This is a genomic window from Actinomadura sp. BRA 177 (assembly GCF_013372625.1).
Taxonomy (GTDB): Bacteria; Actinomycetota; Actinomycetes; order Streptosporangiales; family Streptosporangiaceae; genus Spirillospora.
The window spans coordinates 12,343-30,126 of sequence record NZ_JABXFD010000604.1; the positions used below are offsets into that span (position 1 = coordinate 12,343).

19 protein-coding genes are annotated in these 17,784 nt (G+C 71.2%); 11 read left to right on the forward strand and 8 right to left on the reverse strand.

Annotated elements, in window-relative coordinates; genetic code table 11:
* Positions 1–3 precede the first annotated feature (3 nt).
* Both HUX53_RS34060 and HUX53_RS34065 read right to left on the reverse strand, forming a co-directional pair.
* On the reverse strand, positions 4–1,164 hold the full coding sequence (locus tag HUX53_RS34060; RefSeq protein ID WP_176407388.1) for a steroid 3-ketoacyl-CoA thiolase: 1,161 nt from the start codon (positions 1,162–1,164) through the stop codon (positions 4–6).
* 104 nt (positions 1,165–1,268) lie between these two features.
* Entirely contained in the window at positions 1,269–2,870 is a 1,602-nt protein-coding gene (locus tag HUX53_RS34065) for an acyl-CoA synthetase (protein ID WP_176407389.1), read from the reverse strand.
* Positions 2,871–3,040: 170 nt separating this feature from the next.
* On the opposite strand from HUX53_RS34065, the gene HUX53_RS34070 reads away from it, so the two are divergent.
* A complete protein-coding gene (locus HUX53_RS34070) occupies positions 3,041–3,961 on the forward strand; it encodes an SDR family NAD(P)-dependent oxidoreductase (protein ID WP_176407390.1) in 921 nt (306 codons plus the stop codon).
* Positions 3,962–4,030: 69 nt separating this feature from the next.
* Here the strand turns inward: HUX53_RS34070 and HUX53_RS34075 are convergent, their stop codons facing one another.
* The 3 genes from HUX53_RS34075 to HUX53_RS34085 are packed head-to-tail and all read right to left on the reverse strand — an operon-like array spanning position 4,031 to position 6,238.
* On the reverse strand, positions 4,031–4,807 hold the full coding sequence (locus tag HUX53_RS34075) for an SDR family oxidoreductase (RefSeq protein WP_176407391.1): 777 nt from the start codon (positions 4,805–4,807) through the stop codon (positions 4,031–4,033).
* 9 nt (positions 4,808–4,816) lie between these two features.
* Positions 4,817–5,566, reverse strand: a complete 750-nt coding sequence (locus HUX53_RS34080) for an SDR family NAD(P)-dependent oxidoreductase (RefSeq protein ID WP_176407392.1) — start codon at positions 5,564–5,566, stop codon at positions 4,817–4,819.
* A gap of 48 nt (positions 5,567–5,614) precedes the next feature.
* Positions 5,615–6,238, reverse strand: coding sequence for a TetR family transcriptional regulator (locus tag HUX53_RS34085; protein WP_176407393.1), 624 nt, complete (start codon positions 6,236–6,238; stop codon positions 5,615–5,617).
* A gap of 158 nt (positions 6,239–6,396) precedes the next feature.
* Here HUX53_RS34085 and HUX53_RS34090 point away from each other — a divergent pair, with 158 nt between their 5' ends.
* Both HUX53_RS34090 and HUX53_RS34095 read left to right on the forward strand, forming a co-directional pair.
* Complete coding sequence (locus HUX53_RS34090) at positions 6,397–7,902, forward strand: FAD-dependent oxidoreductase (RefSeq protein WP_309237560.1); 1,506 nt, start codon at positions 6,397–6,399, stop codon at positions 7,900–7,902.
* Positions 7,899–9,122 (forward strand): S9 family peptidase, encoded by a 1,224-nt coding sequence (locus tag HUX53_RS34095; protein ID WP_176407394.1) that lies wholly within the window; start codon positions 7,899–7,901, stop codon positions 9,120–9,122. Before HUX53_RS34090 ends, HUX53_RS34095 begins: the two co-directional genes overlap by 4 nt.
* 92 nt (positions 9,123–9,214) lie before the next feature.
* Here HUX53_RS34095 and HUX53_RS34100 read toward each other — a convergent pair whose 3' ends face one another.
* The gene (locus HUX53_RS34100) at positions 9,215–10,087 is read right to left on the reverse strand and encodes a helix-turn-helix transcriptional regulator (protein WP_176407395.1); all 873 of its coding nucleotides are present in this window, start codon (positions 10,085–10,087) and stop codon (positions 9,215–9,217) included.
* Between the two features lie 149 nt (positions 10,088–10,236).
* Here HUX53_RS34100 and HUX53_RS34105 point away from each other — a divergent pair, with 149 nt between their 5' ends.
* A complete protein-coding gene (locus HUX53_RS34105; RefSeq protein WP_176407396.1) occupies positions 10,237–10,998 on the forward strand; it encodes an SDR family oxidoreductase in 762 nt (253 codons plus the stop codon).
* Positions 10,999–11,011: 13 nt separating this feature from the next.
* Here HUX53_RS34105 and hsaA read toward each other — a convergent pair whose 3' ends face one another.
* Positions 11,012–12,178 carry a 3-hydroxy-9,10-secoandrosta-1,3,5(10)-triene-9,17-dione monooxygenase oxygenase subunit gene (gene hsaA / locus HUX53_RS34110; protein WP_176407397.1) on the reverse strand — a complete coding sequence of 389 codons (1,167 nt, stop codon included), beginning with the start codon at positions 12,176–12,178 and terminating at the stop codon, positions 11,012–11,014.
* 148 nt (positions 12,179–12,326) lie between these two features.
* Here hsaA and HUX53_RS34115 point away from each other — a divergent pair, with 148 nt between their 5' ends.
* Genes HUX53_RS34115 through HUX53_RS34130 form a run of 4 tightly spaced genes read left to right on the forward strand, consistent with a single transcriptional unit; the run spans position 12,327 to position 15,313 of the window.
* Positions 12,327–13,493, forward strand: a complete 1,167-nt coding sequence (locus HUX53_RS34115; protein ID WP_176407398.1) for a Rieske 2Fe-2S domain-containing protein — start codon at positions 12,327–12,329, stop codon at positions 13,491–13,493.
* Positions 13,490–13,729 (forward strand): ferredoxin, encoded by a 240-nt coding sequence (locus HUX53_RS34120; RefSeq protein WP_176407399.1) that lies wholly within the window; start codon positions 13,490–13,492, stop codon positions 13,727–13,729. The genes HUX53_RS34115 and HUX53_RS34120 overlap by 4 nt, the downstream gene beginning before the upstream one ends.
* Positions 13,722–14,528 (forward strand): SDR family NAD(P)-dependent oxidoreductase, encoded by an 807-nt coding sequence (locus HUX53_RS34125; RefSeq protein WP_176407400.1) that lies wholly within the window; start codon positions 13,722–13,724, stop codon positions 14,526–14,528. Before HUX53_RS34120 ends, HUX53_RS34125 begins: the two co-directional genes overlap by 8 nt.
* Positions 14,525–15,313: an SDR family oxidoreductase gene (locus HUX53_RS34130; protein ID WP_176407401.1), complete on the forward strand. Its 789-nt coding sequence runs from the start codon at positions 14,525–14,527 to the stop codon at positions 15,311–15,313. Before HUX53_RS34125 ends, HUX53_RS34130 begins: the two co-directional genes overlap by 4 nt.
* On the opposite strand, the gene HUX53_RS34135 is transcribed toward HUX53_RS34130, so the two are convergent.
* Complete coding sequence (locus HUX53_RS34135; RefSeq protein WP_176407402.1) at positions 15,310–15,747, reverse strand: MarR family winged helix-turn-helix transcriptional regulator; 438 nt, start codon at positions 15,745–15,747, stop codon at positions 15,310–15,312. The two genes, HUX53_RS34130 and HUX53_RS34135, sit on opposite strands and share 4 nt — an antisense overlap.
* A 48-nt stretch (positions 15,748–15,795) precedes the next feature.
* Between HUX53_RS34135 and HUX53_RS34140 the strand changes: the two genes are divergently transcribed.
* The 3 genes from HUX53_RS34140 (at position 15,796) to HUX53_RS34150 (ending at position 17,696) form a co-directional block, all read left to right on the forward strand.
* The gene (locus HUX53_RS34140; RefSeq protein ID WP_176407403.1) at positions 15,796–16,632 is read left to right on the forward strand and encodes an alpha/beta fold hydrolase; all 837 of its coding nucleotides are present in this window, start codon (positions 15,796–15,798) and stop codon (positions 16,630–16,632) included.
* Positions 16,633–16,704: 72 nt separating this feature from the next.
* A complete protein-coding gene (locus HUX53_RS34145; RefSeq protein WP_176407404.1) occupies positions 16,705–17,229 on the forward strand; it encodes an RNA polymerase sigma factor in 525 nt (174 codons plus the stop codon).
* The gene (locus HUX53_RS34150) at positions 17,226–17,696 is read left to right on the forward strand and encodes a hypothetical protein (protein ID WP_176407405.1); all 471 of its coding nucleotides are present in this window, start codon (positions 17,226–17,228) and stop codon (positions 17,694–17,696) included. The genes HUX53_RS34145 and HUX53_RS34150 overlap by 4 nt, the downstream gene beginning before the upstream one ends.
* Positions 17,697–17,784: the final 88 nt, after the last annotated feature.

The following is a 17,784-nucleotide window of genomic DNA, read 5'->3' on the forward strand; positions in this document are numbered from 1 at the left end:
ACTTCAGATCCGTTCGATGATGGTGGCCGTGGAGTGCGCGCCGCCCGCGCACATCGTGACGAGGGCGGTCGACTTGTCGGACCGTTCCAGCTCGTTCACGGCCTGCGTGATGAGGCGGGCGCCGGTCGAGCCGACCGCGTGGCCGAGCGCGATGGCGCCGCCGTTGACGTTGACCTTGTCCATGTCCGCGTCCAGCACGGACGCCCACGACAGGACGACCGACGCGAACGCCTCGTTGATCTCGACGAGGTCGATGTCGGACAGCTTCATGCCGGCCCGGTCCAAGACGTGCCGCGTCGAGTCGATCGGACCGTCCAGGTGGTAGTACGGGTCGGAACCGACCATCCCGGACGCCATGATCCGGGCACGCGGGCGAAGCCCCAGCTCAGCGGCCCGCTCGGCGGACATCAGCAGCACCGCGGCGGCCCCGTCGCTGATCTGGGACGAGTTGCCGGCCGTGTGGATGCCGTCCGGAATGACCGCCTTCAGCCCGGCGAGCGCCTCGGCGGTCGTGTCACGCAGCCCCTGGTCGCGGGTGACCACGCCGATCTCGCCGGTCGGGCCCTCCTTGGTCATGACCGGCGCCTCGACCGAGAGGATCTGCCCGGCGAACCGATCGTCCTCCCAGGCCGCCTTCGCCTTGGCCTGCGACGCCAGCCCGAGCGCGTCGGCGTCCGCGCGGGCGATGCCGCGCTTCTTCGCGATGCGCTCGGCGGCGGTGAACTGGTCCGGGTAGTCGATCTCCCAGCCCTCGGGGGCCGGGCTGCCCGTCCCGGGGGCGAGGGCCTGGCCGAGGAACACCCGGCTCATCGCCTCGACGCCGCAGCCGATGCCGGTGTCGATCGCGCCGGACGCGATCAGCCCGGCGATCATGTGCACGGCCTGCTGGGACGACCCGCACGCGCAGTCGATCGTCGTGCACGCCGTCGTGTAGGGCAGCCCCGCGTACAGCCACGCGTTGCGGGTCACGTTGTTGGACTGCTCCCCGACCTGCGTCACGCACCCGCCGACGACCTGCCCGACCGTCGCCGCGTCGACGCCGGCGCGTTCGAGCAGCCCGCGCTGCGTGACCCCGAGCAGCTGGGCCGGGTGCAGCCCGGACAGGGCGCCGTAGCGCTTGCCGACCGGCGTCCGGACGGCGTCGACGATGACGGCCTCAGGCATGAGATATCTCCTTGTCTCAAAACGACCAGCGCACCAGCACCAGGTGCGTTGACTTGCGGCGTGTTGTTGTTATGGAGCGGCTCATAACAACAACACGCCGCAGGTCAACGACTCGGCGGCGTGAGGACGCGCTTGGCCCAGCGGTAGTCGGCCTTGCCGGACGGGGAGCGGACGATCGCGTCCGTGAAGGTCACCGCGGCGGGGATCTTGTAGCCGGCGAGGTGCTCGCGGCAGTGCGTCCGCAGGTCCTCGACGGTGGCGGACGCGCCGGGCCGCAGCTCCACGACGGCGGCGACGCGCTCACCGAAGCGGTCGTCGGGGACGCCCGCGACCAGCGCGTCCATCACGGCGGGGTGCGACTTGAGGGCCTGCTCGACCTCCTCGGGGAACACCTTCTCGCCGCCGGTGTTGATGCAGCCGGAACCGCGCCCGAGGACGACGACCGTGCCGTCGGCCTCGACCCGGGCCATGTCGCCGAGGATCGTCCAGCGCCTGCCGTCGATGACGGGGAACGTCCGCGCCGTCTTCTCCGGGTCGTTGTGGTAGGCGAGCGGGACGTGCCCGGAGCGGGCGAGGTAGCCGATCTCGGCGGAGCCGGGCGGGATCGGCTTCATGTCCGCGCCGACCACGCTGACGTGGGCGCCGGCGGCGAGCCGCATCAGGCCGTCCGCGCCGATGGCGATGGTGCCGTCCGCGCCCGACTCCGACGCGCCGAACGCGTTGTTGATGTGGATGCCGGGGACCAGTTCGGCGAACTCCGCCTGGACGCTGCTGGACAGGATCGCGCCGCCCGAGCCCAGCACCTTGAACGACGACAGGTCGTATTCGGAGCCGTGGGCGCGGATCGCGTCGGCGAGCGGGCGCGCGATCGCGTCGCCGACCACCGCGACGATCATCGGCTGCTCCCGGTCGATGATGCGGAGCGCGTCCAGCGCGTCGAAGCGGCGTATCAGGATCGTCTTGGAGCCGGTGAGCATCGCCATGAACAGCGTGTAGGACGCGGCGCCGTGCATCAGCGGCATCGTCAGCATGTAGCTGAGCTCGAACCCGGTCTTGGCGCCCTCGACCAGCTCCTCGACGGTGCGCCGCGGGTCACCGTAGGGGTTGCCGCCCTTCAGGGCGGCCATGTAGAAGTCCTCGTGCCGCCAGACGACGCCCTTCGGGTTGCCGGTGGTGCCGCCGGTGTAGAGGACGTAGTGGTCGTCGGCGGTGCGGCCCTCGCGAAGGGACGGGTCGGGCGCGCCGGCCTCGGACGTGTAGTCGCTGACGCTGATCCGCGACGGCCACTCCGGCTTCTCGGCGGTCTCCCCCGTCCGGACGACCGAGACGACGCGCAAATCGGGGCATTCTCCGGCGACACGGGCGGCGGCCGGCGCGAACGCGTCGTCCACGACCAGGCCGGTCAGCCCGGCGTCGGTGTAGAGGTAGTGCAGCTCGCGGTCGGTGTACCGGTAGTTGATGTTGACCGGCACGGCGCGGATCTTCAGGCAGCCGAGCAGCGTCTCCACGTACTCGGTGCCGTTCAGCATGTGGAGACCCACGTGCTCGCCCGGCGCGATGCCCGCCGAACGCAGCCGGCCCGCCACCGCGTCGGCCCGCGCGTCGAGGTCGGCGAAGGTGAGCCTGCGGTCGCCGCAGACGAGCACCGTACGGTCGGGGACGGCCACCGCGACGGCCTCGAAGAGGGTCGCCAGATTCAGCGTCATGCCCGCGAGACTAGAATTCGTTCTCATTGGCGGGCAAGCCGCGTCCCACTCAGCGGTCTCCGTCTTGCACATCACCTGCGCATACCCACTCAGCGGGACGCCCCGGCGGGCGGAACTAGAATTCGTACTAGCCTCCGGCGTGCGACCGAACATCCGATCCGGAGGCTCCGATGAACGCTGACCTGTCCCTGGCGGGCCGTACCGCCATCGTCACCGGCGCGGGCGCCGGGCTGGGCCGCGCCGAGGCCCTCGCTCTCGCCGCGCAGGGCGCACGCGTCGTCGTCAACGACATGGGACCGGCGGCCGACGACGTCGTCGCCGAGATCACGAAGGCGGGCGGCGAGGCCGTCGCGGTGAAGGGCGACGTCGGCGACTGGTCGATGGGCGACACGCTGGTGTCCGCCGCCGTCGACACGTTCGGCTCGCTGGACGTCCTGGTGAACAACGCCGGCGTGCTGCGCGACAAGATGCTGTTCAACCTGTCCGAGTCGGACTGGGACGACGTCATCCACGTCCACTTGAAGGGGCACGCGGCCGTGTCCCGCGCCGCCGCCGTGCACTGGCGCGCCGCGAGCAAGGCCGCCGGCGGCCCCGTCTACGGGCGCGTGATCAACACCGCGTCGGAGGCGTTCCTGTTCGGGTCGGCGGGCCAGCCGAACTACTCCGCCGCCAAGGCCGGCATCGTCGCGCTGACGCTGTCGACGTCCGCGGGCCTCGGCCGCTACGGGGTGCGCGCCAACGCGATCTGCCCGCGCGCCCGGACGGCGATGACCGAGGCGACCTTCAACGAGGGCACCGCGCCCGGCGGGCTGGACGTCATGGCGCCCGAGCGGGTCGGCACGTTCGTCGGCTACCTGGCGTCCCCCGCGTCCGAGAAGATCAGCGGGCAGGTGTTCGTCGTCTACGGCGACATGGTCGCGCTGATGGCCGCGCCGACCGTGGAGCAGAAGTTCACCGCGGCCGAGGGCGTCTTCTCCGTCGAGGAGTTCGGCGCCCAGGTCACCCCGTACTTCGCGGACCGCGACGCGCACAAGACCTACGCCGCCTACAGCGTCGCCGCGCTCGACAACACCGGTACCAGCAAGTACTGATCCGCAGGCCCGCCGGTGGCCGCCCTCGGCGCGAGGGGCGGCCACCGGCGTTCCAGCAGAAGCCCGTGGTCAAAAAAGCGCCGCGTCGCGCAGCGTGGCCTCGGCGCCGCCGTCCACGTAGATGACCTGGCCGGTCATGTGCGTGTTGGCCGGGGCGATCAGCCAGCGCAGCGCCGCCGCGATCGCCTCGGGGCCGGCGTAGCCGTGCAGCGGCATCGGGACGGCCTCGTTCATGACCTGGAACATGGCCTCGTCCTCGAACAGCGGCTTGGTCATCGCGGTCTTGACGACGCCCGGCGCGATCGCGTTCAGCGGGATGCCCGCGCCCGCCCACTCGGGGGTGGTGCACACGCGGCGCATCCACTGGGCGAGCGCCGACTTCGACGACGGGTACAGCCGGCCGCCGGCGCCGCTCTCCTCCACCTTGGTCGCCGCCGCGATCGCGGCCGGCTCGTCGCCGTCCAGGCAGGCGCGGACGGTGGCGTCGTCCACCGGGTGGGTGCCGGAGATCGAGCCGACCACGGCGGCGCGCGGCGCCCCGGCCTGCGCGAGCGCGGGGCGCAGCCCCTCCAGCAGCCCGACGACGCCGAAGAAGTTCACCTTGACCGGCATGATCGTGAAGTCGGAGACGCCGGCGCAGGCCACGACGGCGTCGAGCCGCCCGCCCGCCTTCTCCAGCGTCTCCGCAACCGCGCTCGCGCGGCCCTCGGGGACGCTGAGGTCCGCGCACACGTCGGCGTCGCGCAGGTCGATCCCGATGACGGTGTCGCCCGCGTCCCGGAGCATCGCGGCGAGGGACTCGCCGATGCCGGACGCCGAGCCGCTGACGGCGATGGTGCGTGCCATGTCTGTCTCCTAGGTGTGGGCGCCGCCGTCGACGCGGAAGTCGGCACCGGTGTAGTAGGCGGCGTCGGACGACCCGGCGAACGCGATCGCGGCCGCGATCATCTCCGGGTCGGCGGCACCGTAGTAGGACCGGATCTTCGAGAAGTAGTTGAGGTCGAGTCCGGGCGGGAACATGTCGGGTGACCGGACCAGCGGCGTGTCGACGGCGCCCGGGGAGATCGGCACGACGCGGATGCGACGGGTGGCCAGCTCGGCGGCGAGGCTGAGGGAGAACCCCAGGACCGCGCCCTTGGACGCCGAGTACGCCGTCATGAACGGGTTGCCCTGCGTCGCCGACAGCGAGGCCGTGTTGATGATGACGCCCGTCCGGTCCGGGAGGTGCTTGAGCGACTCGCGGCAGAACAGGGCGGTTCCGACGAGGTTGACGGAGAACAGCCGGTTCAGGTCGTCCACGGTCAGCGTCTCGATGGGGGTCGTCTTGTGGACGCCGGCCACGTTGACGAGGACGTCGATGCCGCCGAGGGTCTCGGCCGCGTCCGCCACGGCGGCGATCACGGCGGGCTCGTCGGTCACGTCCACCGCGCGGGTCGTGAGGGTGCCGGGCCCGGTGACCGCCGCGGCGGTCTCGGCCAGGCCCTTCTCGGCGAGGTCCACGCCGTAGACCGCGGCGCCCTCGGTGGCGAGGCGGATCGCCGTGGCCCGCCCGATGCCGGACGCGGCCCCGGTGAGCAGCACTTTCACGCCGTCATAGCGATTCATGGCGGCACGGTAGCCGCGGCCCCGGGACGTCCGCCGGGACCATCCCGATCACTGGGAGGGTTGCGCGGCGTTGGACCGGGGCGCCAGCAGCAGCCGGCAGGCGAGGCGGATGTCGCTCTCCACGTCCGCCATGGACGCGCGGCCGTTCAGGCTCGACTGGAGCACCCCGTACCAGCACTGCATGAGCAGCCGGACGAGCGTGACGTCCTGCGCGGTCGGGACCTCGACGCCCACGGTGCGCAGCAGGATGTCGCGGAAGGTGCTGTCGATGTGGATCGTGTCGGCGACCGTCGCGACGTGCGCGCTGTTGGACGCCTGCAGCATGGACGCCGACAGGACGGGCTGCGCCAGCAGGCTCCGGCTGGCCTGCACCAGCAGGTCGGCGACCGCGTCCTCGGGCTCGACACCGGGCGCGGGCTGGGCGGCCTGCTCGTGCAGCCGGTCGACCTGCGCCGCCATCACCGCGGTGAACAGGTGCACCTTCGACGGGAAGTACCGGTACAGGGTGCCGATCGCGACCCCGGCCGCCTTCGCCACGTCGTGCATCTGGACGCGTTCGAGGGACTTCTCCGTACCGATGCGCGACGCGGCCCGGAGAATGCGCTGCCGCCGGTCGTGCTGCTCCGGTGAGCTGGGCTCGGCGGACATCCTCGCCGCTGCGATCCTCGCCACGGTCCTCCCTCCGGGTCCATCGGTGTGCTGACTAGGAACAATATCCGGGCTCGCGGCCGTGCCCGCGATCGGCGATACCGGTCAGTGGGACGGGGCGTCCCGCCGCGGTGCGGGCCGCGCTTACGTTGTGCGCGCGCGAAGATCGGGAGGGGATTCACGTGGCAAATGCCCGGTGGGACGACGAATACGACGTGGTGGTGGCCGGTTCGGGCGCCGGAGCGATGGCGGGCGCGCTGGCGGCGGCGTCGGCCGGGCTGCGGACGCTGGTCCTGGAGAAGACCGGGGTGCTCGGCGGGACGTCCGCGTACTCGGGGTCGGCGATCTGGCTGCCGGGCACGCAGGTGCAGCGGCGGGCCGGGATCGACGACTCGACCGAGGGGGCGCGCACGTACCTGCGGGCGCTTCTGGGCGACGACAACTCGGCGCACCGCGAAGCGTTCCTGGAGACGGCGCCCGAGGTGGTCGAATTCCTGGAGAAGGACCCGGCGCTCGAATTCGAATTCCGTCCTTTCCCCGACTACTTCGCCGCGCCCGGCCGGCTCGACATGGGGCGGTCTTTCGTGCCCCTGGAACTGCCGGTCGAGGAGCTCGGCGAGCTGGCCGGGCTCGTCCGGCCGCCGGTCGACCGGGACCGGGCGGGGCGCGGGCACTCGGCCAAGCCGATGGCGCAGGGACGGTCGCTGATCGGGCGCCTGCTGCTCGCCTTCACCGCCACGGGGAACGGCGTGGTGCGGACCGAGACCCCGCTGACCGGGCTGATCGTGGAGGACGGCCGGGTCGTCGGCGTCGAGGCGGGTTCGCTCCGGCTGCGGGCTTCGCGGGGCGTGCTGCTGGCCGCCGGCGGGTTCGAGTCGTCCGCCGGCCTGCGTGCCTCGCGCGACGTGCCGGGCGGCGCGGACTGGACGATGGCCCCGGACGGCGCGAACACCGGCGACGCGATCGAGGCGGCCGCGAAGATCGGCGCGTCCACCGGCCTGCTCGACCAGGCATGGTTCTGCCCCGGCCTCCTCACCCCGGACGGGCGGCCCGCGTTCACGCTCGGCTTCCGTGGCGGGCTGATCGTGGACGGCTCCGGACGCCGCTTCGCGAACGAGTCACTCCCCTACGACCAGATGGGCCGGCGCCTCGCCGCCGCCGAGGGCCCCTTCCACCTGATCTTCGACGCGCGTTCGGGCGGGCTGCCGGCGATCTCCGTCCCGCCGCTGACGACCGATGAGCAACTGGCCTCCGGGCAGTGGGTGCAGGCCGCGACATTGGACGAGCTGGCCGGGAAGATCGGTTTGCCGGCCGACGCCCTGACCGCGACCGTCGAACGCTTCAACGGCTTCGCCGCCAACGGCGTGGACGACGACTTCCACCGCGGCGAGGACCCCTACGACCGCTACTTCTCCGGCGGCAAGCCCTGCGTGGTCGCCGTCGACGAGCCCCCGTACTACGCGGCGAAGGTCGTGCTCAGCGACCTCGGCACGAAGGGCGGTCTGCGCACCGACCCCGACGCCCGCGTCCTGGACGCCTCGGACCGCCCCATCCCCGGCCTCTACGCCGCCGGGAACACCAGTGCCTCGTTCACCGGCCCGGTTTACCCCGGTCCGGGCGTTCCTATCGGTTCGGCGATGGCTTTCGCCTACCGTGCCGTCCAGCACATCAGGAGGAGCAGCACATGAGATCTACCCGAACTCGCGCGGCCGGCCTCGCCGTCGCCGCAGTCGCCTTCGCGGGGACCAGCGGACTCGCCTCCGTCCCCGCACAAGCCGGGGGTCACGGGCACGGGCACGGGCACGGGCACGGGCACGGGCACGGGCACGGGCACGGGCACCGGGGCAGGCTGATCAGCAGCCGTCCCCTGGCGAACGCGGCGGCGCTGCCGAGCGCGTCCAAGAACCGGTTCATCACCTACACGTCCGAGGGCGTGGGCGGGAAGCGGATCACGGTGTCGGGCACGGTCGCCGTCCCGAAGGGCAAGGCTCCGAAGGGCGGCTGGCCGGTGCTGAGCTGGGCGCACGGCACCACCGGCACCGCCGACAAGTGCGCGCCGTCCGCCGACACCGCGAACGGTCCGGCGCACGACTACCTGTCGATCACCGAGGCGTACCTGGACAAGTGGGTGGCGCACGGCTACGCGGTCGTCCAGACCGACTACGAGGGCCTCGGCACGCCCGGCGGGCACCCGTACATGAACGGCGTCAGCGAGGCGAACACGGTCACCGACATCGTCCGCGCCGCCCGCAAGGTCGACCACCGCATCGGGCGCGACTGGTTCGTCGCCGGACACAGCCAGGGCGGCCAGGCGACGCTCTACACGGCGGCCGCGCGGCAGAAGCCCCGCGACATCCGCCTCAAGGGCGCCGTGGCGATCGCGCCCGGCTCCCAGATGAGCCAGACCGTCGCCTACATCAAGTCGCAGGCCCCGGGCGCCGAGATCGCGCTGCCGTTCTTCTTCGTCCTGCTCAACGGCGCGAACGCGGCCGACCCGTCCATCAAGCCGGACGACCTGGTGACCGAGGAGGCCGCGGAGATCGCCGCGGCCGGGCGGACGAACGCGTGCCTCGGCCGGCTCAAGCAACTCAGCGCGAACCTGCCGCTGAACAACGTGTTCCGCCCGGACGCCGACCTCACCCGCTTCGAGAACTACTACAACTCGCAGGAAGCGCTCGGCCTGGACATCAAGGTCCCGACGCTGGTCGCCCAGGGCACCGACGACCGCGAGGTCGTCCCCGCCGCGACGCAGAACATCGTCAACGACCTCTGCAAGCGCTACGGCAACATCGCCTACCAGGAGTTCGCCGGCGCCGACCACCGAGGCAGCATCAACGCCTCATTCCAGGCCGGCCTGGCATTCGCCCAGTCCATCCGCGACAACGAAACCCCGCCCACCACCTGCTGACGCGCGTAGGCGTGGTCTCGTCCCGCCCGGGACGAGACCACGCCCCCGGCCGCCCCTGGGCGCGAGGTTCGCCGCTGGACTGCGCGCGTTCGTCAGGGGGTTTTCGGATGCGGGACGTCCGCCGGCCTGTCGTGTGCCGTACCGGCGGGTTCGGTGCGTGAGAGTGCGGCGAGGAGTTGCAGTTTCTCGTCGCTGTCGCTGCCCTTGTCGGGGTAGTAGACGACGAGGATGACGTCGTCGATGGGGAGTTTGTCGCGGTGGAGCCGTAGTTCACCGACGACGGGGTGGTTGACGGCGGCGGTTCCTCCGTCGAGGTCGCGGACGTCGTGCCGGGCCCACAGGGTGCGGAACCGCTGACTGGACAGTGCGAGTTCTCCGACGAGTTCGACGAACAGCGGGTTGTCGATGTCGTCCCCGATGGTGGTGCGAAGAGCGGCGACGAAGTCGGCGGCGGAGTTCGCCCAGTCCTGTTGGAAGGCTTGTTCCTCGGGGTCGAGGAACAAGGAACGGAGCCGGTTCTGGCCGGGCCGCAGGCGCGGGGAGAACGCGACGGCCATCGGGTTGGAGGCCAGGACGTCGAAGGCGCGGCCTTCGATGAACGCGGGGATCTGCAGGTGGGCGAGGAGTTGGTGCGCCCGTGCCGGTACGCGCTCGGGGCGCTCGCGGCGCGGCGCCCTCGCGCGGACCGCCGCGAGGCCGAGCAGATACGTCCGTTCGACGTCGTCGAGCCGCAGGACGCGCGCGAGTGACTCGAGCACCTGGAGTGAGGGGTTCCGGTCGCGGCCCCGTTCCAGGCGCAGGTAGTAGTCGGGGCTGATGCCCGCGAGCAGCGCGACTTCCTCACGGCGCAGGCCGGGGACGCGGCGGTTGCCGCCGGGCGGGAGTCCCGCCTGCGCCGGGGAGATCAGCTCGCGTCGTGCGCGCAGGTAGCCGCCGAGCCGGTTGCCGGATTCCTCGTCCTTCATGACACCACCGTAAGCCGGTGCGCGCGCCTCAGCGGGGGCCCTGGCAGGACCAGGGAACACGGGGGCTCTGCCACCCGCGGCGAATGCCGTCGAGACTTGCGGCAGCACTGTTCGAAAAGGACAGCGAGCCTCGCTGAAGGGAAGACCTCATGGATCTCTCCAACCGCACCGTCCTCATCGTCGGCGGAACCTCCGGCATCGGACGAGAGCTGGCCCGCCGGTTCGCCGCGGCGGGCAGCACCGTGGCCGTTGGCGGCCGCAGCGCGGAGGCACTCGCGGAACTCGCCGGAGAGGGCTTCGGCACATTCGGCATCGACGTCACCGACAGCGCCTCCGTCGCACGTGCCCGCGACGCCGTGCTCGCCCGGTATCCCGAGCTGGACACCGTGGTGACGATGCCGGGCGTCATGCTCCTGGAGGACCTGCGCGATCCCGCGCATTTCGAGGCGGCCGAGACGACGATCGACACCAACCTGATCGGCACCATCCGGGTCGTCGACGCCTTCACCCCGCACCTGGTCCGGCGGGGCACCGGCACCTTCATCACCGTGACCTCCGGCATCGCCTTCCTGCCGTTCCCGCCCATGCCCACCTACGCCGCCTCGAAGGCCGCGGTGCACGCCTACTCCGAGGCACTGCGCGCGCAACTCGACGGGACCGGCGTCGGCGTCGCCGAACTCGTCCCCCCGGCCGTCGCCACGGCAGGCCAGGAGAAGGTGAACCCGCACGCGCTGCCGCTCGACGACTTCGCCACCGAGGTCATGCAGCTGCTCTCAGCGGTCCCCACCCCCCGCGAGATCCTCGTGAAGGGGGTCCTCATGCACCGCTGGGCCGAGCGCGACGGCACCTACGACGACCTCGTCGCGCAGCGCACCCAGGCCCTGGCCATGCTCCCCGGCCGCGAAGGCTGACCCGCGCGGAGGGCTAGACGAGGTTGTCCTCGACCTTGAGGCCGAAGATGCCGCGGCCCCACATGGAGAGAGCGTGCTCGACGTCGTTCGCGACGTGGACGCTGCCGGCGTGGGCGTCGCGCCAGGCGCGCTCGATGACGTTGCCGCGGTGCAGGGAGTTGCCGCCGGCGGTCTTGAACAGGATGTCGATCGCCTCGATGGCGCGCTCGGTGCCGCGGACCTGGTCGCGGCGGGCGCGCAGCCGCAGCTCCATCGGGATCTTCTCGTTGCGGGCCGCGTACTCGTGGATCTCCCGGACGTTCCGGTCCGTCTGCAGGATCGCGGCGTCGATCTCGGACGCGGCGCGGGCGACGGCGACCTGGGCGTGCGGGTCCTCGACGAAGCGGCCGCCGCCGAGGCTGAGCCGGATCCGGTCGCGCATCCGCGCCACGTAGCGGTCGTGGCAGCCGGCCGCCATGCCGATGACGCTGGCCGCGACGGTGCTGGTGAAGATCGTCCCGAACGGCATGCGGTAGAGGGGACCGGTGTTGACCTTGCGGCCCGGGTTGCGCAGCTGGGCCTGCTCGAAGTTGCGCATGGCGCGGTGGGACGGGACGAACGCCTTCTCCACCACGATGTCGTCGCTGGCGGTGCCGCGCAGGCCCATCGAGTCCCACACTTCGCGGATCTCGTAGTCGCGCTTGGGGATGAGCACCGTCATGAAGTCGACGGGGCGGCCCTCCGCGCCGACGACGAGCGCGCCGAGCAGCACCCAGGACGCGAACTCGCAGCCGGAGGAGAACGACCAGCGGCCCGTCAGCTCGTAGCCGCCGTCGACCGGGGTGAGGCGGCCGATCGGGCTGTAGGACGAGGAGATCAGCGTGTCCGGGCCGGCGCCCCACACCTCGCGCTGCGCCTCGTCCGCGAACAGGCCGAGGTGCCAGGAGTGGACGCCGAGGATCGCGGCGACCCAGCCGGTCGAGCCGCAGGCGCCGGAGATCGCGCGGACCACCTCGTAGAAGGCGACGGGGTCGTCCTCGGCGCCGCCGTAGCGGGTGGGCTGGAGCATGCGGAACACGCCGGCGGCGGTCAGGTCCCGCATGGTCTCCGCGGGGATCTTCCCCTTCTCGTCCACGGACCGGGCCCGCTCGGCGATGCCCGGCAGCAGCCCGCGCACGGCGTCCAGGACCTGGTTGCTCATCCGTCGGCTCCCGTCCTCGTAGTCTGACCATTGCAGCAGACCACGCCGGGGTCCCGCCGGGCGGCTCCGCGTCCCGGCCACCGGGACTCGCCGTTCGGGACGGTGACCTGCGACCTAACGTTCGAATCACCCGTCCATCGCTGAAGGGATGATCCACGTGACCGCAACCGAGTCGGACGCCGTCCGCGCCATCGAGGCGGAGGCGATCTCCTCCCGTTTCGCCCGGGGATGGCACTGTCTCGGGCTGGCCGAGACCTTCAAGGACGGCAAGCCCCACACGGTCCAGGCGTTCGGGCAGAAGCTCGTGGTCTTCACCGGTGCGGACGGCAAGACGAACGTCCTGGACGGCTACTGCCGGCACATGGGCGGCGACCTGTCCCAGGGGACGGTCAAGGGCAACGAGATCGCCTGCCCGTTCCACGACTGGCGCTGGGGCGGCGACGGCCGCTGCAAGCAGATCCCGTACTCGCGCCGCGTCCCGCTGCGCGCCCGGACCGCCTCGTGGCCGACGATGGAGCAGGACAGGCTGCTGTTCGTCTGGAACGACCCGGAGGGCAAGCAGCCCCCGGCGGACGTGACGATCCCGGTGATCGAGGGCGCCACCCGCGACGACTGGACCGACTGGCGCTGGACGGAGCAGGTCGTCCACACCAACGCCCGCGAGGTCATCGACAACGTCGTCGACATGGCGCACTTCTTCTACATCCACCAGTCGTTCCCGACGTACTTCAAGAACATCTTCGAGAACCAGACCGCCACCCAGATCATGAAGGGCGTGACCCGGGAGGACTCCCGCCGCAGGCGCGAGGGCTCCGGCGGAGGCGGGCCGCGGATGCTCGGCAACACCTCCGTGGCGTCCTACCACGGCCCCTCGTTCATGATCGACGAGCTGACGTACCACTACGAGGGGTACGACCTGCACTCCGTCCTGATCAACTGCCACTACCCGATCGACGAGAACTCGTTCTCGCTGCACTCGGGGATCATCGTGCAGCACAGCGACAAGCTGCCGGCGGAGGCGGCCGAGGCGACGGCGCAGAAGCTGTCGGAGTTCATCCTGCTCGGCTTCCAGCAGGACGTCGAGATCTGGAAGAACAAGGCGCGCATCGACAACCCGCTGCTGTGCGAGGAGGACGGGCCCGTCTACCAGCTGCGCCGCTGGTACCAGCAGTTCTACGTGGACGCCGCCGACGTGCAGCCGGAGATGACGGACCGGTTCGAGTTCGAGATCGACACGACGCGTCCGGTGGAGTCGTGGAAGAAGGAGGTCGAGGAGAACCTCGCGCGGCTGGACGCCGAGGGGGCCTCGGCGTGACGTCCCGTCAGGACGAGCGGCTGCTGGACGGCCCGCTGGTCCCGGTCGCCTGCCGCCGCTGCGCCGCCGAGGTGCTGGTGCGCAAGTCGACCTGGGAGCAGACGAGCATCCAGTGGAACGCCGAGGCGAGGGCCGCGTGCGTGGGCATCCAGGACCCGCACGACACCTGCCCGGCGCTCCGCTCCGCGATCCAGGAGGCGGCGCTGACCGGCTCCATCAAGGTCGTCGATGGGTGAGCCGGCCGGACCGCGCGGTGCGCTGACCGGACGGGTCGCGGTCGTGACGGGCGCGGGCGACGGCATCGGACGCGGCGTCGCCTGCCGCTTCGCCGCCGAGGGCGCCCGCGTCCTGGTGGCGGAGCTGAACGCGGAGACCGGCGCCGCGGTGGCCACCGAGATCGGGGAGAACGCCCGGTTCGTCCGGACGGACGTGACCGACCGGGCGCAGGTCGAGGCCATGGTCTCGGCGGCGGTCGAGACGTGCGGCTCGGTGGACGTCCTGGTCAACAACGCCTGGGGCGCCGGGACCGTCGGCCGCGTCGAGAACAAGACCGACGAGCAGCTCGCCCGCGGTTTCGCGATGGGCTACTACGGCCCGCTGTGGGCGATGCAGGCCGCGTTCCCCCACATGAAGGCGCGCGGGTGGGGACGCGTCATCAACATGTGCTCCCTCAACGGGGTCAACGCCCACATGGGGACCCTTGAGTACAACTCGGCCAAGGAGGCCCTCCGGACGCTGACCCGCACGGCCGCCCGCGAATGGGCGCCGACCGGCGTCGTCGTCAACGCGATCTGCCCGGGCGCCAAGAGCGCGGCGTTCCGGCGGATGGCGGCCGAGCATCCGGAGATCGAGGCCGCCGCCGACCGCGCCAACCCGATGGGCCGCCTCGGCGACCCGGAGACCGACATCGCACCGGTGGCGGTGTTCCTCGCGTCCGAGGGCGCCCGCTACCTCACCGGGAACACCCTGTTCGCGGACGGCGGCTCGCACATCAACGGCGTCGCCTGGACCCCGGACCTGGACGGAGAGCAATGATCGACGAGTACGGCCCGTGGGCCGTCATCGCCGGTGGCTCGGAGGGGGTCGGCGCGGCGTTCGCACACCGCCTCGCCGACGCGGGCCTGAACCTGGTGCTGATCGCCCGCAAGCCCGGCCCGCTGGCGGAGACGGCCGAGGCCGTCCGGGCGAAGGGGGTGGAGGTCCGCACGCTGGAGCTGGACCTGATCTCCCCCGACCCGCTGCAGAAGGTCCGCGAGGTCACCGACGGCCTGGACGTCGGGCTGCTGATCTTCAACGCGGGCGCGAACAGCTACGGCCACGAGTTCGTCTCGGGCGACCTGAAGCGCTTCCAGGGCGTCATCGACCTGAACATCACGGCGCAGCTCGCGTTCACGCACCACTTCGGCGCGCAGATGAAGGAGCGCGGCCGGGGCGGCCTGCTGCTGGTCGGCTCGCTCGCCGGATACATGGGGCAGGCGCAGATCAGCATCTACTCGGCCGTCAAGTCGTTCGGCCGGGTGTTCGCCGAGGGGCTGTGGCTGGAGATGCGCGAGCACGGGGTGGACGTACTCGAACTCGTCCTCGGCGTGACGCGGACTCCGGCGATGGAACGTGCCGGCCTGAACATGGACATGCCGGGCCTCAACGTCGCCGAACCGGACGACATCGCCCGCGAAGGGCTTGAGCACCTGAAGGACGGGCCCATCTGGGTCGCGGGCGGCAACTACGAGGCGGCGCAGAAGCGCGCGGGCTTCCCGCGCGACCGGAAGGTTCTGGGCGCCCACGAGGCCATGAAGCGGATGCTCCCGGACCCGTCCTAACTTCCCTCGACATGCGTCTCGTAGAGGCGTCTGAGCAGCCGGTTCAGAGCTGCTCGCTCGTTGCGGCCCAGGGGTTTCAGGAACTCTTCCTGCTCCTGGGCCGCTTTGTCTGCAAGGTCGCGGACGAGCGCCGTCCCCTTGTCGGTGAGCGCGACCAGTCGACGCCGCCGGTCGGTTTCGTCCGGCCGCCGCTCGATCAGCTCCTTCTGGGCCAGTGAGTCGAGGACGGCGACGATGTTGCGCGCGTCCACGGCAACGAGTTCAGCGAGCCTTCTTTGCCCGAGTGGCCCGCGTTCGTTGAGCGTGACGAGCACCGTGTACTGGCCTTGGGTCAGGTCGTGCGCAGCCAGGAAGGCCGTCCAGGAACGGGCTGTGAGGGAGCCCATCCTGGCGAGCAGGAACCCGGTTCCTTGTTCATAGCCGAGGCCGTCCATGGGGCCAGCATATTAGACATGCTTCATGTGCTTTGGTAGACATGGAACATGTCAATTCGCCATGCGCAGATCCCGGTTGCCGACTGCTCGCTGCACGTCGCGGAGTCGGGCGACCCGTCCGGCCGCCCGTACCTGCTCCTGCACGGCTGGCCGGAGTCGTGGCGGACGTGGCAGGACGTGATGGCCGCCGCGTCCCCGGACGCCCGCCTGATAGCGATCGACCTTCCTGGCATAGGCGACTCGACGGGCACGGTAGGCGGCTCGAAGCGCGACCTGGCCGCAGTCGTCCACAACCTTGTGCGACAGCTCGGCCTCACCGACCTCACACTGGTCGGCCACGACGCCGGCGGCATGATCGCCTACGCCTACCTGCGCCGCTACGACCTGGGCCGAGCGGTAATCATGAACACGGTCATTCCCGGGGTCGAGCCGTGGAGCGAAGTCCTGCGCAACCCCTACATCTGGCATTTCGGCCTGCACGCCGTCCCGTCCCTGCCCGAGACCCTCGTGCGGGGGCGACAGGCCGAGTACTTCGACTACTTCTACGACGTCCTCTCCGTGGACCCGTCGAGGATCACCCCGGCCTCCCGCGCGGCCCACGCCGCCGCCTACGAGAACGACACCGCCCTGACCAGCGGCTTCGACCTCTACCGCACGTTCCCTCAAGACGCCAAGGACAACGCCGCGCCTGCGGAACCGACCACCACCCCCGTCCTCTACCTGCGAGGCGACGGCGAGGGCGGCGACATCACCGCCTACGCCGACGGCTTCCGCAAGGCCGGCATCGAGAACCTGACGACCGCGATCGTCCAGGACGCAGGCCACTTCGCCCAGGAGGAACAGCCCGCCGCCGTCTGGTCCGAAATCGAGTCCTTCGCCGGGTGAAAGATCCGGGCGGCGTCCCGACATGTGCAGGTGACCACCGACCACAGGAGGCCACGTTGCCGAGGACGCCCCATGGATGAGGACGACTTCGCGGCCGTCTACGCCGCGACCTGCAAACCGCTGCTCGGCTATGCGCTGCGCCGCTGCGACTCCCCCGAGGACGCGGCCGACGTCGTCGCCGAGACGTTCACGATCGCCTGGCGCCGCGCGGCCGACATGCCCGCGGGCGACGAGGCCCGGCTGTGGCTGTACGGAGTGGCGCGCCGCGTCCTCGCCAACCACCGCCGCGGCGTCGTCCGCCACTCGCTCAAGACGGCGGCACTGCGCGCCGAATTGCCGCCGGGCGCGCCCGCAGGCGGCGACTCGGCCGTCGCCGAAGTCTTCCGCGCCCTGCCGGACCGGGACCGGGAGGTCCTCGCACTCCTCGGCTGGGAGGGCCTGTCCGTCACCGAGATCGCCACCGTCCTCGGCTGCTCCCGCAACGCGGTGAGCGTCCGCCTGCACCGCTTCTCGCGCGCCCTGCGGGCCGCGGGCATCGACCACCTGGGACCGGCCGCGCCGTCCCGGCACGTTCTGCATGGGAGTGAGCTGGCATGACGTCCTCGATCGACGATCTCGTGGCGGGTCTGAACCCCGTGCGCGACGACGACATCACCAGCGAGCCGTCCGGTGCGGGCGCCCGGACCCTGCTCGCCGCCATCACCGCCGCGGCGAGCCCGGCGCCGCGTCGCCGCCGCCTCCCCCGGTTCGTCCGCCCCGCCATCGGCGTGGCGGCGGCCGGTGTCGCGGCCACCGCGACGGTTCTCGTCCTGTCCGCGCAGGACTCCGGCCCCCTGCACGCCTACGCCAACGCCGCCGTGCGGATCGACGTGGCGGACGGCGCGTACGAGGTGGAGGTCAAGGACGCCTACGCCGACCAGCGGGAGTTCCAGGAGGCGTTCGCCAAGGTCGGGCTGCGCGTCAAGCTCAGCATCGTGCCGGTGTCGCCATCGCACGAACGCGACGTCATCAGCGTCGGCTCACTGCCGTCGCCTCCCGGGAAGCTGTCTCTTCTACCCATCTGACGCTGCCCACCAAGAGGATGAGGTCAATTCCGGTCGCTGCCTCTCCAATACAAAACAAAAAACTCAACAACGACCACCAACTCTACAA

What these genes read in the sequence shown, in the direction of transcription:
- HUX53_RS34075 (WP_176407391.1), bottom strand. Translation starts at nt 4,807, where the DNA reads ATGGCACGCACCATCGCCGTCAGCGGCTCGGCGTCCGGCATCGGCGAG.
- HUX53_RS34100 (WP_176407395.1), bottom strand. Translation starts at nt 10,087, where the DNA reads ATGAAGGACGAGGAATCCGGCAACCGGCTCGGCGGCTACCTGCGCGCA.
- HUX53_RS34070 (WP_176407390.1), top strand. Translation starts at nt 3,041, where the DNA reads ATGAACGCTGACCTGTCCCTGGCGGGCCGTACCGCCATCGTCACCGGC.
- HUX53_RS34130 (WP_176407401.1), top strand. Translation starts at nt 14,525, where the DNA reads ATGATCGACGAGTACGGCCCGTGGGCCGTCATCGCCGGTGGCTCGGAG.
- HUX53_RS34145 (WP_176407404.1), top strand. Translation starts at nt 16,705, where the DNA reads ATGGATGAGGACGACTTCGCGGCCGTCTACGCCGCGACCTGCAAACCG.
- HUX53_RS34140 (WP_176407403.1), top strand. Translation starts at nt 15,796, where the DNA reads ATGTCAATTCGCCATGCGCAGATCCCGGTTGCCGACTGCTCGCTGCAC.
- HUX53_RS34095 (WP_176407394.1), top strand. Translation starts at nt 7,899, where the DNA reads ATGAGATCTACCCGAACTCGCGCGGCCGGCCTCGCCGTCGCCGCAGTC.
- HUX53_RS34150 (WP_176407405.1), top strand. Translation starts at nt 17,226, where the DNA reads ATGACGTCCTCGATCGACGATCTCGTGGCGGGTCTGAACCCCGTGCGC.
- hsaA (WP_176407397.1), bottom strand. Translation starts at nt 12,178, where the DNA reads ATGAGCAACCAGGTCCTGGACGCCGTGCGCGGGCTGCTGCCGGGCATC.
- HUX53_RS34125 (WP_176407400.1), top strand. Translation starts at nt 13,722, where the DNA reads ATGGGTGAGCCGGCCGGACCGCGCGGTGCGCTGACCGGACGGGTCGCG.
- HUX53_RS34080 (WP_176407392.1), bottom strand. Translation starts at nt 5,566, where the DNA reads ATGAATCGCTATGACGGCGTGAAAGTGCTGCTCACCGGGGCCGCGTCC.
- HUX53_RS34060 (WP_176407388.1), bottom strand. Translation starts at nt 1,164, where the DNA reads ATGCCTGAGGCCGTCATCGTCGACGCCGTCCGGACGCCGGTCGGCAAG.
- HUX53_RS34065 (WP_176407389.1), bottom strand. Translation starts at nt 2,870, where the DNA reads ATGACGCTGAATCTGGCGACCCTCTTCGAGGCCGTCGCGGTGGCCGTC.
- HUX53_RS34135 (WP_176407402.1), bottom strand. Translation starts at nt 15,747, where the DNA reads ATGGACGGCCTCGGCTATGAACAAGGAACCGGGTTCCTGCTCGCCAGG.
- HUX53_RS34105 (WP_176407396.1), top strand. Translation starts at nt 10,237, where the DNA reads ATGGATCTCTCCAACCGCACCGTCCTCATCGTCGGCGGAACCTCCGGC.
- HUX53_RS34115 (WP_176407398.1), top strand. Translation starts at nt 12,327, where the DNA reads ATGATCCACGTGACCGCAACCGAGTCGGACGCCGTCCGCGCCATCGAG.